The sequence below is a fragment of the Polynucleobacter sp. AP-Nino-20-G2 genome, assembly GCF_018688235.1.
Taxonomy (GTDB): Bacteria; Pseudomonadota; Gammaproteobacteria; order Burkholderiales; family Burkholderiaceae; genus Polynucleobacter.
The window spans coordinates 1,975,724-1,991,173 of record NZ_CP061313.1; the positions used below are offsets into that span (position 1 = coordinate 1,975,724).

Annotated in this window: 22 protein-coding genes; 6 read left to right on the top strand and 16 right to left on the bottom strand. The window is 45.0% G+C overall.

Annotation, left to right across the window (positions count from 1 at the left end; translation table 11 throughout):
- Positions 1-4 precede the first annotated feature (4 nt).
- Complete coding sequence (locus tag FD960_RS10250; protein WP_371817455.1) at positions 5-1,624, top strand: peptide chain release factor 3; 1,620 nt, start codon at positions 5-7, stop codon at positions 1,622-1,624.
- 2 nt (positions 1,625-1,626) lie between these two features.
- On the opposite strand, the gene FD960_RS10255 is transcribed toward FD960_RS10250, so the two are convergent.
- Together FD960_RS10255 and FD960_RS10260 are read right to left on the bottom strand one after the other, a co-directional pair.
- On the bottom strand, positions 1,627-1,914 hold the full coding sequence (locus FD960_RS10255) for a hypothetical protein (protein WP_215299131.1): 288 nt from the start codon (positions 1,912-1,914) through the stop codon (positions 1,627-1,629).
- A complete protein-coding gene (locus FD960_RS10260) occupies positions 1,915-2,139 on the bottom strand; it encodes a DUF2798 domain-containing protein (protein WP_215299132.1) in 225 nt (74 codons plus the stop codon). It abuts the gene before it with no gap.
- Positions 2,140-2,267: 128 nt separating this feature from the next.
- Between FD960_RS10260 and FD960_RS10265 the strand changes: the two genes are divergently transcribed.
- From FD960_RS10265 to FD960_RS10280, 4 genes are all read left to right on the top strand, one after another.
- On the top strand, positions 2,268-2,462 hold the full coding sequence (locus FD960_RS10265) for a hypothetical protein (RefSeq protein WP_215299133.1): 195 nt from the start codon (positions 2,268-2,270) through the stop codon (positions 2,460-2,462).
- A 109-nt stretch (positions 2,463-2,571) separates the two neighbouring features.
- On the top strand, positions 2,572-3,021 hold the full coding sequence (locus FD960_RS10270) for an MOSC domain-containing protein (RefSeq protein ID WP_215299134.1): 450 nt from the start codon (positions 2,572-2,574) through the stop codon (positions 3,019-3,021).
- A complete protein-coding gene (locus FD960_RS10275; RefSeq protein ID WP_215299135.1) occupies positions 3,018-3,413 on the top strand; it encodes a GNAT family N-acetyltransferase in 396 nt (131 codons plus the stop codon). Before FD960_RS10270 ends, FD960_RS10275 begins: the two co-directional genes overlap by 4 nt.
- A 20-nt stretch (positions 3,414-3,433) precedes the next feature.
- Positions 3,434-4,078 carry a histidine phosphatase family protein gene (locus tag FD960_RS10280; RefSeq protein ID WP_215299136.1) on the top strand — a complete coding sequence of 215 codons (645 nt, stop codon included), beginning with the start codon at positions 3,434-3,436 and terminating at the stop codon, positions 4,076-4,078.
- Positions 4,079-4,124: 46 nt separating this feature from the next.
- Here the strand turns inward: FD960_RS10280 and FD960_RS10285 are convergent, their stop codons facing one another.
- From FD960_RS10285 to FD960_RS10295, 3 genes are all read right to left on the bottom strand, one after another.
- Positions 4,125-4,364 (bottom strand): hypothetical protein, encoded by a 240-nt coding sequence (locus tag FD960_RS10285; RefSeq protein WP_215299137.1) that lies wholly within the window; start codon positions 4,362-4,364, stop codon positions 4,125-4,127.
- A 74-nt stretch (positions 4,365-4,438) separates the two neighbouring features.
- Positions 4,439-5,191 (bottom strand): transporter substrate-binding domain-containing protein, encoded by a 753-nt coding sequence (locus FD960_RS10290; RefSeq protein WP_215299138.1) that lies wholly within the window; start codon positions 5,189-5,191, stop codon positions 4,439-4,441.
- A gap of 208 nt (positions 5,192-5,399) precedes the next feature.
- Complete coding sequence (locus FD960_RS10295; RefSeq protein ID WP_215299139.1) at positions 5,400-5,957, bottom strand: phasin family protein; 558 nt, start codon at positions 5,955-5,957, stop codon at positions 5,400-5,402.
- 185 nt (positions 5,958-6,142) lie between these two features.
- On the opposite strand from FD960_RS10295, the gene pagP reads away from it, so the two are divergent.
- A complete protein-coding gene (gene pagP, locus FD960_RS10300) occupies positions 6,143-6,691 on the top strand; it encodes a lipid IV(A) palmitoyltransferase PagP (protein ID WP_215299140.1) in 549 nt (182 codons plus the stop codon).
- A gap of 20 nt (positions 6,692-6,711) precedes the next feature.
- Here pagP and FD960_RS10305 read toward each other — a convergent pair whose 3' ends face one another.
- The 11 genes from FD960_RS10305 to FD960_RS10355 all read right to left on the bottom strand — a co-directional run bounded on the left by FD960_RS10305 (position 6,712) and on the right by FD960_RS10355 (position 15,202).
- Positions 6,712-7,266, bottom strand: a complete 555-nt coding sequence (locus tag FD960_RS10305; RefSeq protein WP_215299141.1) for a peroxiredoxin — start codon at positions 7,264-7,266, stop codon at positions 6,712-6,714.
- A 47-nt stretch (positions 7,267-7,313) separates the two neighbouring features.
- Positions 7,314-8,006: an MgtC/SapB family protein gene (locus FD960_RS10310; RefSeq protein ID WP_215299142.1), complete on the bottom strand. Its 693-nt coding sequence runs from the start codon at positions 8,004-8,006 to the stop codon at positions 7,314-7,316.
- Positions 8,007-8,059: 53 nt separating this feature from the next.
- Positions 8,060-8,632, bottom strand: a complete 573-nt coding sequence (locus FD960_RS10315) for an SRPBCC family protein (RefSeq protein ID WP_215299143.1) — start codon at positions 8,630-8,632, stop codon at positions 8,060-8,062.
- Between the two features lie 29 nt (positions 8,633-8,661).
- Positions 8,662-9,345 (bottom strand): haloacid dehalogenase type II, encoded by a 684-nt coding sequence (locus FD960_RS10320; protein ID WP_215299144.1) that lies wholly within the window; start codon positions 9,343-9,345, stop codon positions 8,662-8,664.
- Between the two features lie 224 nt (positions 9,346-9,569).
- Positions 9,570-9,941, bottom strand: a complete 372-nt coding sequence (locus FD960_RS10325; RefSeq protein WP_215299145.1) for a hypothetical protein — start codon at positions 9,939-9,941, stop codon at positions 9,570-9,572.
- A gap of 172 nt (positions 9,942-10,113) precedes the next feature.
- Positions 10,114-11,070, bottom strand: coding sequence for a sodium-dependent bicarbonate transport family permease (locus FD960_RS10330; protein ID WP_215299146.1), 957 nt, complete (start codon positions 11,068-11,070; stop codon positions 10,114-10,116).
- A gap of 161 nt (positions 11,071-11,231) precedes the next feature.
- On the bottom strand, positions 11,232-12,017 hold the full coding sequence (locus FD960_RS10335; protein ID WP_215299147.1) for a hypothetical protein: 786 nt from the start codon (positions 12,015-12,017) through the stop codon (positions 11,232-11,234).
- Positions 12,018-12,178: 161 nt separating this feature from the next.
- Entirely contained in the window at positions 12,179-12,610 is a 432-nt protein-coding gene (locus tag FD960_RS10340) for a DUF3106 domain-containing protein (RefSeq protein ID WP_215299148.1), read from the bottom strand.
- A 155-nt stretch (positions 12,611-12,765) separates the two neighbouring features.
- Positions 12,766-13,869 carry a patatin-like phospholipase family protein gene (locus tag FD960_RS10345; protein ID WP_215300687.1) on the bottom strand — a complete coding sequence of 368 codons (1,104 nt, stop codon included), beginning with the start codon at positions 13,867-13,869 and terminating at the stop codon, positions 12,766-12,768.
- Positions 13,870-14,040: 171 nt separating this feature from the next.
- On the bottom strand, positions 14,041-14,694 hold the full coding sequence (locus FD960_RS10350; RefSeq protein ID WP_215299149.1) for a pirin family protein: 654 nt from the start codon (positions 14,692-14,694) through the stop codon (positions 14,041-14,043).
- Between the two features lie 133 nt (positions 14,695-14,827).
- A complete protein-coding gene (locus FD960_RS10355) occupies positions 14,828-15,202 on the bottom strand; it encodes a hypothetical protein (protein ID WP_215299150.1) in 375 nt (124 codons plus the stop codon).
- Positions 15,203-15,450 lie beyond the last annotated feature (248 nt).

Here is a 15,450-nt window from a genome sequence, read left to right on the forward strand (position 1 = left end):
TACCATCACCTCCAGCACTCCTGGCGCAGAAGTTTTAAGACGTCGTAGCTTTGCCATCATCTCTCACCCAGATGCTGGTAAGACCACGCTCACAGAAAAACTGCTGCTATACGCAGGCGCGATTCAAATTGCCGGTAGCGTCAAAGCTCGCAAGGCTAGTAGGCATGCGACATCAGACTGGATGGAAATTGAGAAGCAGCGCGGCATTTCAGTAGCGAGCTCGGTGATGCAAATGGAGTATCGCGATTGCATTATTAATTTGCTCGATACTCCAGGCCACCAAGACTTCTCCGAAGATACTTATCGCGTATTAACGGCGGTTGACTCCGCCCTAATGGTCATTGATGCGGCCAATGGCGTCGAGTCACAAACCTTACGCCTACTGGAAGTATGTCGCGCTCGCAATACGCCTATCGTCACCTTCATTAATAAAATGGATCGCGAAGTAAAGCCTCCCATGGAATTAATGGATGAGATCGAATCCGCCTTGGGTATTGAGGTGGTTCCTTTTACTTGGCCGGTAGGCATGGGTAAGTCATTTGCCGGCGTGATTGATATCGCCAACTCGCAAATGCGCATGTTCAAAGCTGGTGAAGATCGCGTTACCGAAAATTCACATGCAATTGTGGATATCAATGATCCCGCCTTAAAAGAGCGCTTGGGCACTGATCTAGAGAATGCTCTTGCGGAAGTGGATCTCATTAAGAATGCGATGCCTGCTTTTAACAAAGAGGCATTCTTGGCGGGTCGCCAATCTCCAGTATTTTTTGGCTCAGCGATTAACAACTTTGGCGTGCGAGAAATTCTCAATACATTGGTAGAGCTTGCGCCATCACCAGGATCACGCAAAGCATTACAAAGAGAAGTAAGCCCCGCTGAAAATAAATTCTCGGCAGTGGTATTTAAGATTCAAGCGAATATGGATCCAGCCCACCGAGATCGCGTTGCTTTCTTGCGTATTTGCTCGGGACATTTTCAGCGCGGCATGAAACTTAAAATTTGTCGCAATGGCAAAGAGGTTCGCACCAACAATGCACTCTCTTTTCTATCACAACGTCGCGATATCCTAGATGAAGCTTTCCCAGGGGACATTATTGGGTTGCCAAATCATGGCTTACTCAGGCTAGGCGACACCCTCACGGAAGGCGAGCAACTGCAATTTACGGGCTTGCCATTTTTTGCCCCTGAAATTTTCCGCATGGTCGAGTCTGCAGATCCTCTTCGCTCCAAACAATTGCGCACCGGCCTCATGCAGCTTGGAGAAGAAGGTGCGATTCAGGTGTTCCGCCCCATGACTGGCGGCACCATGCTGTTGGGCGCATTCGGGCAATTACAGTTTGAAGTAGTTAGTCATCGCCTACAAACCGAATATGGCGCAGAGGTGCGACTACTGCCGGCACGCTATAACCTCGCACGCTGGGTTAGCTCGGAAGATCCTGTTGCACTCAAGAAATTCATTCAGGAAAATATTCACCGCATGGCGGAGGATGTAGTGGGTGCATCTGTATTTTTAGCGTCCCACAAATCAGAGTTAGATGTTGCGCAACAGCGCTGGGAATCTATTCAGTTCCACGCCCTTAGAGAGCATGCAGGCTTAATCTATCAATCAGATCTAGCAGGTTAAATTTAGCGTGATCCGGCTTGTGGAGCATTGCAATCAAACACCGCAACCAATTGCGTATCACTTTTTCTAAAAGTTGCGGTCTTTCCATATTGAGCACAATAAGCATTAGCCTTTTGCGTTAACGAGGTAATGGATTCGCCATCGCTGTTTAAGAATGTCACATGATTGGCATCAGAAGCATCTGTATAGACGGCAGCACAGGCACTTAAACTCAGCGCACCAATAGCAAACAAAATATATTTTGGGCAATCCATTGCACTCCTTCCAATCAGTAGGAAAAGATATTTCATCTATTGATTTAATTTATTTACAAAATAGTTTGTCAGCCTACTGGCAATCGGCCGATAGAGCAGAATACAGACAATTGCCACTGGATACGCAACTAGCCATACTTCAAGCCACACCCAAAAGAAATTTTGAGCGGCACCCACCCTGACAAATGTTGTGGCCAAGGTAATGCTCAAAGACATCAGCCCACCCATAATGATGGCAAAGATTAGATTTGGAACATTCATAAGCACCAATCATAGCGCCTGAGCGGCTTAACTGTTATTCTGGACCGTGATCACTATTGTGCGCCCTAGATAGGAGAATCATTTGAAAAAAATCAAAGATTCATCATTCCAATACTCTAGGAAAACTTATGGCTGTCGGCCAAAATCAACGAAATAGAAAAAATGACTCAATACTTACTAAAACCGGTAAAGCAAGATTGGGTCCGCTCAATACGACACAGCTTAGCAAACTGCTTGAATCTAGCACCAAGCCTAAAGAAAAAGACAAGATTCAGCGGGCGCTCAATAAACTTGGGCCAGTCGTTACTCCCGAGGCTGCCTAAATACTAAGCCCCGAAATTATCGGGGCTTTTTCTTGTGTACTATTCTGTAATGAATAAGTTATTGCCCCAGATTCATTCCATCCATATCGCTAAAGTTGCGGGGGCGCCCATGGAACAAATTCAGCAAGCCCATATTATTGCTGGTCAGGGAATACAAGGCGATCGCTACGCAGCCGGCATTGGAGCATTCTCTGTCAGCAAGCCCAAGATCCGCCATATCAGCTTAATCACCTTGTCTGGCATCGCTGATGCAAACCAATATCTTGAACAGAACACTAGCGCTCTATTTGCAGAAACAGAAACTCGGCGCAATATTGTTATTCTGAATTTTTCTTCTGATGCGCTCAACACCCTTGTTGGGAAAGTATTTTATTTGGGCGGGCTGGCCTTTAAAGGAACGGAACTATGTGTTCCATGTGAACGCCCCGCTAATTTATTGGGTAAGCAAGATTTCTTAAAGGCTTTTCAGGGCAGAGGTGGCCTACGAGCCGAGGCCTTAGAATCCGGCACACTTTTACCGGGCGACGCCCTAGAGCTTTCCGTCTCAAAATCAGCATGATTACTTACCTTGATAACGCAAGCATTAACGCTGAACAGGCCATTGATTTATACGTGCGCTCAACACTTGGGGAGCGACGTCCAATTCACAACATCAACACATTTGCAGATATGCTTGCTAATGCCAATCTCATCGTCTCAGCGTGGGATGGTGAGAAGCTGGTGGGCATAAGTCGCACCCTCACCGACTTTTCTTACGTTGCTTACTTAGCCGATCTTGCTGTTGATGAAAATTATCAACGACAAGGAATTGGCAAGCGTCTCATCGAAGAGACCAAGTCACGACTTGGTCCCGAATGCATGATTGTTTTATTGGCTGCACCTAAAGCCAATACCTACTATGAACATATTGGCTTTGAGCATAATCCTCGCGCCTGGATGCTTAAGAAATAATTTCTCACCTCCTATTGCAAATGACTACAACAAGACTATGCCTGATTCGTCATGGTGAAACCGATTGGAACACCGAAAGACGCCTCCAAGGTCACACCGATATCCCGCTAAATGCTCGAGGCGAAGCACAGGCCCGACAAATGGCACAGGCACTTAAAAATACTCAGCTTTCATTTGACGCCCTATATACCAGTGACCTTAAAAGAGCAGCGGATACCGCCCATGCGATTGTTGAATCAATGGGGCTGACGGCAATCTCGATGGAGGCTCTACGCGAGCGCCATTTTGGAGGATTGCAAGGCCTGACCATTCAAGACGCGCCCGTGGCAAAACCCGATATTTGGCAGGCCCATATTAGTCGCCAGCTAGATCACGAACTAGATGGCGGAGAAAGCATCGCTCAATTTGCCCTACGCGTTGAAAAGGCTCTGACAGCTATACAGCAAAAACACGCAGGGCAAACGATTTTGCTTGTCAGCCATGGTGGCACGCTTGATATGATCTTTCGTCTTGCCAGCGCCCAAGCATTAAGCGCCGAGCGCGTGGCATCAGTACCAAACGCCTCTCTAAACTGGGTTATACACAATGAGAATGGCTGGGCGGTAGAGCGATGGGCGGACACGAGCCATCTTGATGGCTTGGCACTAGACAACGTAGACCTCTAATAAAAAAGCCACCCATATAGGTGGCTTTTAATTTAACGATTAGAAATTACTTTCTGATGTGTGCGTGACGTGCAGCATCTTGAGACATTCCTTCGCCTTTTGGCTTACCCTCAAGCGCCTCTTTTTCGGCAGTGATTTCCTTACGGCGCTCTTTACAAGAACCGGCAATCTCCTGCAAAGCCTTGCGAGCTCTAGCTGCGGAAGCTTTAATTCCCTTGCCCTGGAACTTTTCATTCTCTGACTGATAGGCTTCAAAAGCGGCGATTAACTTGTCATGATGGGACATATTTTTTCCTTATTAATTATTTAAGTATTTGGCTTAATGTGCACTTTAACCCATTACCAGGAATCAGCTCGAATTTATTGTGTCCAACGCTCAATAATGGCATTTAACTTTTGTGGACCAAGCTCTGAAAGATACAGATTGAAGTCATCGCGCAACTTTGAACCTTTCTTAAACGCGAATCCTAAATTATCAAATCCAACTACCTGATAACTGCTACTGACTGGCAAGTTCAAAGACTTTTGATAATTCACCAACATCACATTGTCTACAAATACCAGATCCACACTTCCATTTTGCAAGGCAATTAATGCCTCTGCTGGCGAAGGGTAGAGCTTTACTTGATCAACAGAATAATAGCCTTTGGGCTGCAATACCGTTTTTACATAATCGTCAAACACACTACCAGTTGGATAGGCGATCGTATATTTTTTGAGCTGTGATAAATCGCTAATTTTGATATGGCGATTTTTGAGCCCAATGATCTGCCAAGTGCTAGTGAAATACGGGTTAGAGAAATCCATCACCTCTTTACGCTTATCGGTAATGGAGATTCCTGAAAAAGCAACATCAGCCTGGCCACTAGTTACCGCACCAAGCATGCCCAACCAATCATATGCAGTCATCTTAAATGTACAACCACGTGATTTACAGTAGCCCTCAAATAGCTCAAGATCTATCCCGGTATATTTGCCATCCTTTTCAAAAAGCATTGGGGGAATGGTGGGAGATACTGCAACCTTAATAACATTTGATGGCTCTTCTTTAGAGCATGCGCTCAAGATGAATGCAGCCACCATTAATGCGATAAATATACGTAGGATTCTCATATTGAATTTGTTTAAATAAGATGAATGATCTTAACAAGGAATTAAGGCTAAACAACACGCGCACGTTTTAAATAGTATTGCATCCATTTGCTATACGCCGCCGCTTTAGATGCTGGCGGGGGTGCGATTGTTAAAAGCTTTCCTACTGAAGCCCATAAAAAAGCCCCAAGATTAGCGCCTTGGGGCTTTTTATTTTTCTGCTTACTAATTATTTAGCGCGACTTTTTGCTGCCTTTGGAGTTTGACCAAATGGGGTTTGAGCAGCCTTCATTGCCGTATCAACACTTTTCTCAAAATTTGCAAATGCATCTTGAGTACTTGAGCGCACTTGATCAAAGTTTTGCATCGCTGTATTAAATGCCGATGTAAATGCACTTACGTATGCCTCTGAACCTGCTGGCGCCTTTGAAGTTGCCGCAGCTACAAAGCTCTTCAAATCATCTTGTGATTGATCGATTGCAGCCTCAACAGCCTCTACTAATTCTTGATTGCCGCGGCGCAACACTGCAGCTACTTTTTTCTGATAATCAGCCACCTGAGCAACAGCCTCTTGCACTTCTGGGCTCTGCAAAAGCTCTAGAGCAGCTTTAGCATCCTTGCCCTTCAACAACTCAGCAGCCTTTGCTTGCGCATTTGCCACAGCCTGTTGGGCTGCTTGATAATTAATTTCTGCTAATTCTTGAGCATTCTCAAGCGCTGTCTGACCTAAAGCACGTGCGCTTTCAACGGATTTAGCTTGATTGTCTGCAAATTGATTTTTGAACATGATATTTCCTTTAAAGGTTAATTTGTTGCACTGCACCATATTAATAGCCTATTTCAAGCAAAGCAAGGAATAATTGCTGCAAAGCAACATAATAATTTGACCTCTTCTATTATTTATAAGTAAAAACAGCATTTAGAGTGCTCATAAATCGGTTTTGACTCTATTTGCCTCAAAGATCCCAAAGAATGCGTCGGATATTTTTTACCCTGCTGCTGTGCATGTCTGTTGCGCAGGCAAATGGAGAAACTGCTTCCGAGTGGTTTCAGAGCACAACGAATCACCTTGAAGAGGTTTGGGACAAGGGCAGCTATGAGCTGTATGTGCCCCTGTATACCTACCACCTACCATTCGCTTATTCTCAAGAAAAGATTAACCAATACACCGCCTATCCATTGGGCATTGGATTTGGCAAAGGCCTGGTTAATGAGAATGGTAATTGGGAAGGCATTTATGGGATGACTTTCAAGGACTCACATGGCATCTATCAGTACATGGTGGGATATGGCTGGATTCCAATGTGGGGCATTTGTGGCAGCGTGGATTGGAAATACGGAGTTGGTGCTACAGCCTTCATCATGTCGCGACAAGACATCATGAATTACATTCCTTTTCCCGGCGTACTTCCAATTGCATCAATTGGCTATAAAGATCTCAGCATTCAAGCCGCCTATGTTCCGGGTGGACAAAACGTTGGCAATGTCATCTTCACTTGGGCCAAGTACACTCTGCCCTAAAAACCCCATGGGCTATTTCTTTAATTAGCCCGCAAATAATTGATAACCCAGGGCGCATCACTATCACTTGGAAAAATGGGGTAATGAACAGCTCGAATCACTCCATCATCAGCAATTAAAGTGACCCGCTTTAAGAGCGTCATTCCTGCAGCAACAAAGGTGGGTAAATTTAATGCCCGCTGAAATTGATAGTTCACATCGCTGAGTATTGGAAATGGTAGGTGTAAGCGGTCAGCCATTTCCTGCTGATACTCCGTTGTCTGAACGCTCAGCCCAAGCACCTCAGCACCAAGTAATTGAAGCTCTTGGTAGTGATCTCTAAATGCACAGCTTTGCGGAGTACATCCCCTAGCTCCTGGAATTTGATCCCAGCCGTCTGGTAAGGGGACATTGGGCTGGCCGGTCATGGGATAGCAGTAAATAACTAGCCTGCCTTTTACCTCCGCCACATTTACAGACCCACCTTTAGTGGCGGCCAACAAAATATCAGGAAGTCTCATCCCCACTAAATGATTAGTGGCCCCGTCATCCTGGGGGACGGGAAGGTCTACTGGCAGTTGATTGAGATTGGTCATAGTGCAATCACTCTAACCGAAAAGGTGTCTGGCATACAAACAGTTTCTTAATCTCCAGTGGGGGAAATTTGAAAACGCTTCACATCTGCCGAAGTATTTAAATGTTCTGCAAGTCTCATTAAATTATCAGGATCATTGGTGCGTATAGTCATCTTATATTCAAACAAGAGGCCGTCTTCAGATACTTGGTAGCTAACGCCTTCTACCCTGAAGCCATGGCGTGTTAACAATTGTTCAATCGCCCCCTTGCTTGGCACTTTGTCTCTGTAAAAGGCAATCGTATTATTGGCGTAATAGTGTGACGGTATCTTGGTTTCAATCCATCTAAATAGAGAAAGCGTAATTAAGGCCAAAGTAGTTGCCAATATCGCCGGATAATAAAATCCAATTCCAAACAAAATTCCAATGGCCGCCGTAATCCAAATGGAGGCAGCCGTTGTTAGACCTCGAACATTAAGCCCCTCTTTAAAGATTACACCAGCCCCTAAAAAACCAATGCCAGTCATGATGCCCTGAGCCATGCGGGTGGGATCAGTTCTAAATAAATCTGCACTTGCTTCCGGGATCCAGCTACCTTGAAATACAGTAACCATCATTAATAAGCTTGACGCCAAACACACTAAAGCATGTGTTCTAAAGCCAGCGGGTCGCCCATGAAAGCTACGCTCCATGCCAATAATGCCACCCGCGATCATCGCGGTTAATAAGTGGATGGTGATGACAGGGTAAGTAGGGTTCATCGGTAAATTCTAGACCACTCCTTAAGCCAAGAGCAAATGATATCTGGGTGCCACTATTTACAGCTTAGCCTTGTCAGCGATTTTCGTTGAGATGCCATTTCCGCCATCGCCTCAAATTGACGACGAAGAATATTTTTTATGAAGTACTCAATGACAACCGAAGGAATGAGTGAGTTGGGCTCTACCTGACCATCATAAACAAAGGTCGTGAAGCCTTTATCGGGAATGAGGCGCCAACTTCCCTTGTAATATTTTGTGTCCCCGCTCAGTTGTTCAAAGTGGAGTGTTTTGTTGGGCACTTCTGTGTATTCCAGCTCTGAACGCATTTCAAATGGAATAAATAAAATTCGCTCTTCCAATAAACGAGTCACCCTTGCTTTGTTTCCAGATCGCGATACAACCTTAGAGTCAACAATCCCCGGTAAATATTTAGCGCCCTCATAATCCGTAATAAATGCAAAGGCTTCACAAGCATTTATAGGCGCCTCATAGCTAGCGTTAATTTGAAAGCGATCGCCGTTGCGCGCCACAAGTAGGCGCAAGTCTATTGGAGTCGCCGTCTCTTGCGCAAGGACACCGGAAATCAACGAAAGAAAAAATACGGCGGACCCAAGGGCAATCTTCATTTCTATTTCACGCGATGATGGTTGCGAAATTAAATAACATCCAGCACCTCACTTAAGGATCCGCCCTCGTAGTTTGGCGGATCGCCAATCTCTTCAAATGGGTGGCCCAAGCGATTGACCCAGAACACATCAAAGCCATACCATTTGGCCGCTAGAGCGTCCCATGCGTTACTGGATACAAAGAGAATTTCTTCTTTCTTCACAGGAAATGCTTTTAGTAAAAGTTCGTAAGCTTGAGGAGCCGTTTTAAATAGACGAACATCTTCAATTGTGACGATCTTATCTAGATAGGGTTTTATCCCATTACTTTCCACTACGGTAGCGAGCATCTCTTTACTGCCGTTAGACAATATGGCCGTTGATAAACTTTTTTCTTTAATGCTTTTGAGAACACTTAGGCTATCTTCAAAGCTAGTGAGCTTGGCATATTGATCCATCAGCCTCTTTTCGCAGTCAGGAGTGAGCCTTAAGCCCATCCGCGTACAAACATAGCGCAAGGAACGAATTGTTAGCTCCCAAAATGGAAGATAGTATTTACTCCCATTCGGATTGGGATCGCTCATAGTCACTAGGCGGGTGTATTCAATTTGACGATCGCGCCACATTAAGGCAAATGCTTGGCCATGGCCCGGAAATAATTCCTCAGCCAACTGGCCCATGGAATACACATCAAACAATGTGCCATACGCATCAAAAGCAATGAGCTTATACATGTTGTCTCCTGGATATCTTATCTACTTACATTGTCGTTTAAATCGACAGCCTTGCATCCCATGGGCAAAAAACTGCCCGAAGGTGGTTTTGGCATTTCTTGGTGTGACAAAGTGCAATTGACCGCGGCCCAGAATAGTCAATCCTACCTGCACCATTCTTTAGAAACGAGATTGCAAGCGGAGAAAGGGTAACTGGCTCTCACCTCAACTAGAATTTCGCTAGATTAATTAAAAATTGGCGTGGCGCATTTGCCAATAAAAATATTCCTGCCCAATAATGCATTGCCTAAACTAGCTCTTTCAGTATGTAACTCCACAAAACTCCCCGTCAATTTCTCATAAATGAGATGAGATCTGCTTCTTTTTTCAGAGTCATCCTTTGCTTCATAACATACGATCGTTTTTGAGCTCCACTCACACTCATAGCCGGCTAACTTCTTGCCTACAAAAATACAGTTTCTCGTATCATCTCTATTGCTGGTTTTGTCTACAGCATTAAGAATATTCGTTCCATAACAAGACAGAGTCAAATCGCCATCACTCTTTGAGCAAGCGCCCAGCATAACCAATAGCAGAGCCATCAATAATTTCTTCAAATCAATATTCTTTAATAGTTTTATTTTTTATAACTATAAAGGATGTGAATGTTTTCAGCGCACTGAGTAGAGCTAAAGTATTAACCCCAGGCTAAGAAACTGCCCGAAAGGGTTTTGGCGCTCCTTGATGGCCCAGGGCAGAATCGACCAGGACAGGGGATGCTAAATCCTATTAATAAGTAAGCCCAGCTACATAGGTGTACAGAGGAATTCCCAGAATGATGTTGAAGGGGAAGGTAATGCCCAATGACATCCCCATATATAAAGCAGGATTTACTTCGGGAAGTGCATGCCTTAATACTGCCGGCACAGCAATGTAAGAAGCGCTTGCAGCAAGCACCATTAACAGGACTGTATCGCCCAGAGGCAAGCCTAGCAGCTTACATAGTCCCAATGCGATGGATGCGTGGACTAAAGGCGCTCCAATTGCGTAAAACAAAGTAATTGGCGGCTTACCTTTTAATCCCTCAAAGTTCTTAGCCGCCATCAAGCCCATATCAAGCAAGAAGAAGGCAAGCATCCCCTTGAACAAGTCTATTGAAAACGGGGCCATTATTTTTTGCCCACTATCGCCACTCACCAAACCAACAACCATTGAGCCCAACAATAGAAGTTGTGCGCCATCAGTAAATGATTCGTGAAGAATCTTTGACATGCTCGTGGACTGCTTTGAATTTGTAGCTGATGCTCTCGCCCTATTGGCCAACAAGATCGCCAAAATAATTGCAGGCGACTCCATTAAAGCCATTGCGGCAGCCATATGCCCGCCAAAGGCAATGCCATATTGATCAAGCGCTTGGGTTGCGGTGATAAAGGTGACAGCGCTAACCGAGCCATAAGTCGCAGCAATAGCGGCAGCATCATAATTATTCAGCTTGGTCCTGAGAACTAAATACCCCATCAAAGGAATGATGATTGCCAGAAATACTGCCAAGCCAAGCCCTAAACCAATCTCAAGAGTAAAGCCTGATTTATGAAGCGCAAAGCCACCCTTCAAGCCCAGCGCCATCAGGAGATACAAAGATAAAAATCTGGCAATGGGCTGAGGAATTTCTAAATTAGATTTAACAGTGCCAGCAAAAACACCAAAAACAAAAAAGAGAATTGCTGGATCTAAGAAATTACTCATATCAACATCTTAGGTAGTTTTAGAAAATCTTGCATTAGCCCCACACAGCCTGAGGACTTAATGAAAAAACCGCCCGAAGGTGGTTTTGGTGTTTCTTAGTAGCCCCGGGTGGAATCAAGCAGGCCCAGGATGCCAGTTCCTTTTATTTACCGGGGCAACAATTACGGCAAAGGAATGGACAGAATTGCCTTTAATGTAGTTTGATCGGCGTTATGACTGATGCCCTTGCCGATGCCAGCCTGAAATGCAATCGGCTTACCGTCAAAGTACATCATGGCGTAAATCACATTATTCATATTGGGATAGACAATCGGCTGATTAACTTGATTTACATTGGTGTAGAGTTCACCACCCAAAGCCCAATCGGTAGTTACATTACGCGAAACTCTGGTTGCTGTTGCAAATACTGGCCCCTGATGAATCTGCGGTTGTGATAGCGCCTGATCAAAGATGGGGTTAAATGCTACAAGCCATTCATCAATATGTTTGCCAATGATGAATCGCACTTCCCCGTTATAACGCGACGGCTCATAAGGATAAGGCGTGTCAGCAACTTCAAAATTTACTCCCGCAAAAAATAGATCGCCTTTTTCTTCTTGATAAGGCAACCACTTAAGTCTTGCTTTAACACCAGCGTAATTAAACGAATTATTGTTATTAGAGTAACTCAGATAAAACCCCGCCTCTAGATCATGTCCGAGGCCGTAGGCTAGTTCAGGTGTCACGCGAGTATTGTTATTGTTTACGACCTCATTTGGATAGCCTTGTTGCTGATTTCCTCTAGGTGTTGTGTTCAGATGAAGCTCAAGACTGTATTCGCCCTTCGCATTAATTTCATCATCGTAAACTTGAATTTCATCTTGTAGATAAGCATAAGTGATTGAAGGGGCTACAAGAGTCAGGCCACATAATATTGTGAGCGATGATATGACGTGGTGGATTTTCATTTGAAGCAATCATAAACAAATATCTGCGCCTTTGTATGCCACGCCATTTGTTTTGGTTAATGAATCGCCTTCGTTGGGACAAATGAAAAAACCACCCGAAGGTGGTTTTAGTGTTTCTTGGTGGCCCAGGGCGCAATCGACCAGGGCCTAGGCTGGCAATCCTAGCTAGATTGTTTATGCCACCTTTGTCTTTCCTCAGGACTCATGTTCTCCCATTTGGCTTTACGGGCTTTCATTTCCGATTGCTCTTCAGGGGTGAGCCCGTCAAAGAAAGCCTTTCTCTCTGCTTTCATTTTTTCTTTTTGCTCAGGAGTAATTGATTGCCATTGAGCCTTCATTTTTTCGTGAACCAATTTGCGATCTTCAGGGCTTAAAGCTTTCATTTGATCGCGCATCTTGTGCCAGTATTCTTTACGCTCTTCTGGGGTTGCCTTAAGTAAGGCAGCATCAGTTTGCTTCATTTGCTCAAGGCGCTGATCAAATGTTAAGTTGATATTTGCCAACGGATTTGGTGGTTCAGGTATCGCCGCACTAGCCAAAGAAAATACAGACATGCCAAATAGCAGTCCCACCGCAAATTTCTTAGAACTCATAACGCCCCCTCTTGTTGGTTATTTTTCATTCTAATCCTAGGCAACGGATCTTCATCCGTCAGCACAAATGAAAAAACCACCCGAAGGTGGTTTTGGTGATTCTTGGTGGCCCGGGGCGGGATCACTCAGTGCCGAGGATATTCGATCCTCTCCATTTAAGACCAAAACGCCTTCATCATCGGCGCATCTACAATTCCTCTGTCATGGCCGAACTTAAAATACGGCGCAATCCACTTAGGATCAATCAGGTTTTCTACTTTACTGATACCAGGAGGAAGTCCAACAACAATGTGTTTTGTTTTTGTTCCGCCAGCCTCTAAATCTTTGATTTCCTGATTAAGGGTATTAGGCAGGGAAGAAATTCGCAAACCTTGTTTTTGCTCATTAATAGAGCCATCTCCTAACGAAATCACTATGGCGCGTTTCACACCAGCAATCACATCGCTATGAGTGCTAGTTTGGTAGATACCGCCATCCATACATAAACGTTCCTTCAAAAACGTTGGCCCCAACTGACCGGGCACCGAAGAGCTCGCGGCGCAAGCAACATCTATGGGGAGATTGTTTTGACGAGAAACTACTAAGCGCTCTCCCGTAAAGCAATCAATTGCCGTAGTAAATACACCGTCAGAAGGCCAGGTAGTGGTGGTTAGCAACTTTTTAGCTACCTTGTAATAATTAGCTGCGCCATCAGGATTCAAAGAAGCCATAGCCGCTTTACCAATACGTTGAATTGTGGCGGGAGCGGCATCATGAGCAGTCAGTTGAGCGTGTTGCGCCCTCAATTGAGAGACATTAAATTGAACTGCCGGCATCGTTTGCGCAAGAAGTTTTGGAAATTCCGCAAATAGATCAATCTCGCTCTCAAGTCGCCATAAGTGTCCTGCTTTGAGCATCGCGGCACAAAAAGAACCGGCCGATGTGCCGACCATCACATCGGCAATGCTCAGATCAACGCCATTCTTTTTGAGTGAGGTGAGGTACCCGGCATACCAAGCAATCAATGGGAAGCCACCACCGCCTAGAGCCAGACCTCGCTCCTTATTCTGAGCAAATGGATTCTTAAACGGGATGGGATGAACTAAGCCATCATTCCAGCCTGCTGTTGACTGAATATCATCTTTGGCAACCAAGGCTGCTACTTCGGCAATAGTCTTTTTAGATGGACTTGAGCTTTGAGCAAAAGTTTGCGCACTAGAAGCAAGAGCAACACCAACAGCAGAGGTTTTTAAGAAATTACGGCGGGACGATTGAGTCATACTGGCTCCATTGATAGATAACTAATTTATAGCAGATCCCCAAATACCAAAACCACTCAAAGGTGATTTTGGTATTTCTTAATGGTCCGGAGCGCAATCAACTAGGGCCTAAGATGCCTTATCCCGCTTTCGAACTGCCGTTTAAAGCGACAAATTAGGCTGAAAAGGGCTTCACGAAGGGGAAGCCACCATCAAGAAATGGCCGTTGACCACTGCTTCTCTGGCGTAACCAGCGCGCTCGTGATCGCGATCATATATCCAAACCCTCCAGCCAGAAGGCACAGGAATAGTTAAATCGGACTTACTCCAGCCCTCAACAATCAAAATATCTTGCGCAATCGCGAGTGGGCTACTCAATCCAAATACAGTGCCCACTAAAACACGAACTCTATAATTTTCTGCCTCATAAATTGGCGCGTCTTTTGCTTGAAGATGAAAAGTCTGTGCCGATGAATTGCGAAGCTCTTGTGGTAAATCAATAAACATTTGTACTGCATGAATCTTAGAGCCGTCTTCTGGTGTTTGGGTGTGTTCAACACCACTACCCGCAAGAGTCCAATGCACATCGCCCGCACCAAAGTGATGATTTGTGCCAACGCTATCAGAGGAGTACATTTGCCCTGTTGTATCTTCAAACAAAATAGCTACAGCGCTGATATGTTTATGGGGGTGCAAAGGAAAGGTTGGCGCTGTCATTACATAGCTATCGCATAGCAATACCACTCCTGCACCAGGCTCTTCACGCCATTGCACGCCGGAGAAGCCTGAACCCTCTCCTCTACCAATAGTAGCATCGGGACTGCGAAGTTGTGTGTTGACTGACATATCAATTGCCTGTCTATGAGTATTTGAGAGATTATTTACATACTACTCAGAAAATAGAAAAACCACCCGAAGGTGGTTTTGATGTTTCTTGGTGGCCAGTAGCGGAATCGACTAGAGCCGAGGATGTCTAACTCTAATTATCGGTCTTTAATGCTCCGCCCCCCGTTTGCCTGTTGGCATTGGTGATTGTGGATGCGGCAGCTACCTTATGTGCCTTTTCCGCTGTTAATACGCTGGCTTGAGTAGCGTCTATTAAAGTACCGTCACCCAATACAAGGGCTGCCTTGTTGGCAACATTTGCGGCGACTAAAGACAGTCTTGCTAACTCTTCGGCATTGATAGATTCTTTTACGGCATCGCCTGTGGTCTTATCAGCCAGCGTGGAAATCGCTTGGATGCGCTGATAAATGATCTCGTAGGCTTGCCGTAGGTTAGAAACCTCCCTACTTAACGCCATTATGGTGTCCATTAAACCCTGCTCGTAAGAGCTTGCCTTCGTGTCAGCCATCACAATCTCCTTGTATGCCTAATTCACTTTACGCCCTTATTGATGAACTAAAAAGGGAAACGCAATGATTAGTAATTTAGTCGGGATTGCGCACCAAACATAAACATGCACGAAGGGCGTTTTGGCATTTCTTGATGGCCCACGAGCAGAATCCACTGGCGCCGAGAGTGTCTAATTATATCCAAGCATCTCATAGCGATTTACCCTTATACCTATCCATTTGAAGCAGCAACAGATGGGGTTATCGG

Bases quoted from the DNA above. Each gene is read 5' to 3' on its own strand.
- FD960_RS10255 (WP_215299131.1), bottom strand. From the start codon at position 1,914: ATGAAATATCTTTTCCTACTGATTGGAAGGAGTGCAATGGATTGCCCA.
- FD960_RS10260 (WP_215299132.1), bottom strand. From the start codon at position 2,139: ATGAATGTTCCAAATCTAATCTTTGCCATCATTATGGGTGGGCTGATG.
- FD960_RS10265 (WP_215299133.1), top strand. From the start codon at position 2,268: ATGGCTGTCGGCCAAAATCAACGAAATAGAAAAAATGACTCAATACTT.
- FD960_RS10270 (WP_215299134.1), top strand. From the start codon at position 2,572: ATGGAACAAATTCAGCAAGCCCATATTATTGCTGGTCAGGGAATACAA.
- FD960_RS10275 (WP_215299135.1), top strand. From the start codon at position 3,018: ATGATTACTTACCTTGATAACGCAAGCATTAACGCTGAACAGGCCATT.
- FD960_RS10280 (WP_215299136.1), top strand. From the start codon at position 3,434: ATGACTACAACAAGACTATGCCTGATTCGTCATGGTGAAACCGATTGG.
- FD960_RS10285 (WP_215299137.1), bottom strand. From the start codon at position 4,364: ATGTCCCATCATGACAAGTTAATCGCCGCTTTTGAAGCCTATCAGTCA.
- FD960_RS10290 (WP_215299138.1), bottom strand. From the start codon at position 5,191: ATGAGAATCCTACGTATATTTATCGCATTAATGGTGGCTGCATTCATC.
- FD960_RS10295 (WP_215299139.1), bottom strand. From the start codon at position 5,957: ATGTTCAAAAATCAATTTGCAGACAATCAAGCTAAATCCGTTGAAAGC.
- pagP (WP_215299140.1), top strand. From the start codon at position 6,143: ATGCGTCGGATATTTTTTACCCTGCTGCTGTGCATGTCTGTTGCGCAG.
- FD960_RS10305 (WP_215299141.1), bottom strand. From the start codon at position 7,266: ATGACCAATCTCAATCAACTGCCAGTAGACCTTCCCGTCCCCCAGGAT.
- FD960_RS10310 (WP_215299142.1), bottom strand. From the start codon at position 8,006: ATGAACCCTACTTACCCTGTCATCACCATCCACTTATTAACCGCGATG.
- FD960_RS10315 (WP_215299143.1), bottom strand. From the start codon at position 8,632: ATGAAGATTGCCCTTGGGTCCGCCGTATTTTTTCTTTCGTTGATTTCC.
- FD960_RS10320 (WP_215299144.1), bottom strand. From the start codon at position 9,345: ATGTATAAGCTCATTGCTTTTGATGCGTATGGCACATTGTTTGATGTG.
- FD960_RS10330 (WP_215299146.1), bottom strand. From the start codon at position 11,070: ATGAGTAATTTCTTAGATCCAGCAATTCTCTTTTTTGTTTTTGGTGTT.
- FD960_RS10335 (WP_215299147.1), bottom strand. From the start codon at position 12,017: ATGAAAATCCACCACGTCATATCATCGCTCACAATATTATGTGGCCTG.
- FD960_RS10340 (WP_215299148.1), bottom strand. From the start codon at position 12,610: ATGAGTTCTAAGAAATTTGCGGTGGGACTGCTATTTGGCATGTCTGTA.
- FD960_RS10345 (WP_215300687.1), bottom strand. From the start codon at position 13,869: ATGACTCAATCGTCCCGCCGTAATTTCTTAAAAACCTCTGCTGTTGGT.
- FD960_RS10350 (WP_215299149.1), bottom strand. From the start codon at position 14,694: ATGTCAGTCAACACACAACTTCGCAGTCCCGATGCTACTATTGGTAGA.
- FD960_RS10355 (WP_215299150.1), bottom strand. From the start codon at position 15,202: ATGGCTGACACGAAGGCAAGCTCTTACGAGCAGGGTTTAATGGACACC.